Here is a 1,593-nt window from a genome sequence, read left to right on the forward strand (position 1 = left end):
GCGGCGGCGGGGCGGGCAGGTGGCGCAACCCTGCCGCACCAGCAGCAGGAGGAAACGAGAGACCGTACTCAAGCCGAGCCCCTGACGCTCTGGTGACGAGACGGACCTTCTGGGTCGAAATGCCCGGAATGCTGAGGCCTGACTACGGACTCAGTAACGGTGGGCTCTCGCAGAACGTCCAGCGGCTGGGGCGGGTTCTGTCGGTGGCGAGGGCGTCTTCGTGGCCGGCCTGCCGTAGACCGGCAGGCAGCGAGAGAACCCGCGTCAGTGGTGCTCTGACGTGCCAAGACACTGCTTCGTACCCGGTTCTGCCGATCTGGCAGCCAGTTCCCTCCGTCGCCTGCACAGCTTCGAGGAACGTGGGCCACGCCCCCGGGAACCGTGTAGATGGACGTGAAGTTCATCTACAGCGATCACTCGAACCGTGACTGTGGCGTACGTGGATGACGGTTCATCGAGGGACGCGTCGTGCAGACCCACTAGATCGATCTGTTGCTCATGTACGTTAAGTTCATCTGGTCGGCCTGGAGGCCGCCCCTCATGCACGGCGCAGCAACAACGCGGGGAGAGACCATTGGGAGCTGTTCGCAGGCTCGTCGACGCCGAGACCGGCGAAGCCATCCCTTACGCGCCATACGCCTTCTCTGGGAAGCACACCCAGGTGGACAAGGCGCGCGTAGAGGCCATCACCGAGAGTAGGACCTTCACGCCCAGTCAGAAGTTCCTCGTTCTGTGGTGGATCGGAGTCTCACCCGAGGGTATGGAACCGCTGCGAGCAACGGGGGCCGACATCGGACGCCGAGTGGGGATGTCGACCGACGCGGTCGGAAAGATCAACCGGAAGCTGTTCAAGCACCGCATCCTGATTGTCCGCGGCCGCATCGGAAACTATAACTTTTACCGCATCAGCCCCTATATCTCCTTCCATGGGACCGGGGTCGAGCAGCGCGAAGCGGTCAAGAGCTGCAATCCTCCGGATATCCCTGGCTTCGACGGACAGACCCCTGCACGATGGGAGGCACAGTGAACGACGACGACAAGCTCAAGACGCTCCGGCTGCTGCAGCGCACCGTCGGCTTGACGGCCAACCAGCGCCTGGTCGTCATGCTGTACGCCTGTCACCCCACCGATCGCTCTGGCGCGGTTCTGGAGACGGCCGCGGAGCTCGCCAAGCTGGTGGGACTGTCCCCGACGGTCTTCTCCCGCACCAGGCGGCAGGTCATCGAAGCCGGCTGGCTGGAGGAATCCGAACGGCTGGCGCACATCCGCTACTACCGGCTCAGCTCGAAGGCCACGGGCGAGAACGTCGTGGTGCAGTTCCGCCGCGCAACCTGACCGGCTCTGCAGGCGGGGTAGATGAACGTCACGTTCATCTACCCCGCCCCAGGGACCGTGCTTCCTGGATTTTGCGTCCACGAGTGTCGTCCGCAGTCGAATCCTGTGGCCAGGCTTGCAGGAGCATCGTCGGGGCAGGACAGGCGCCGGCGCGCGCTGCCGGGAGAGAGTGGCGGCGCAGATGTCGATTCGAAGCGTGTCGGTGCGCTCGGCGGCGCCGCCCCAGCCCCACCCCCAACGACGACAGCGAGTCCGAAA

General features: G+C 64.7%; 2 protein-coding genes. Both read left to right on the top strand.

All coding sequences use genetic code 11. The features are described from left to right. The first annotated feature begins 574 nt into the window (after nucleotides 1-574). Complete coding sequence (locus tag ABT085_RS46270) at nucleotides 575-1,027, top strand: MarR family transcriptional regulator (RefSeq protein ID WP_351623225.1); 453 nt, start codon at nucleotides 575-577, stop codon at nucleotides 1,025-1,027. Beyond that, entirely contained in the window at nucleotides 1,024-1,335 is a 312-nt protein-coding gene (locus tag ABT085_RS46275; RefSeq protein ID WP_351623227.1) for a replication initiation protein, RepL2, read from the top strand. Before ABT085_RS46270 ends, ABT085_RS46275 begins: the two co-directional genes overlap by 4 nt. The last annotated feature ends 258 nt before the right edge of the window (nucleotides 1,336-1,593 follow it).

The organism is Streptomyces sp. NPDC002265 (genome assembly GCF_040296125.1).
Lineage (GTDB): Bacteria > Actinomycetota > Actinomycetes > Streptomycetales > Streptomycetaceae > Streptomyces.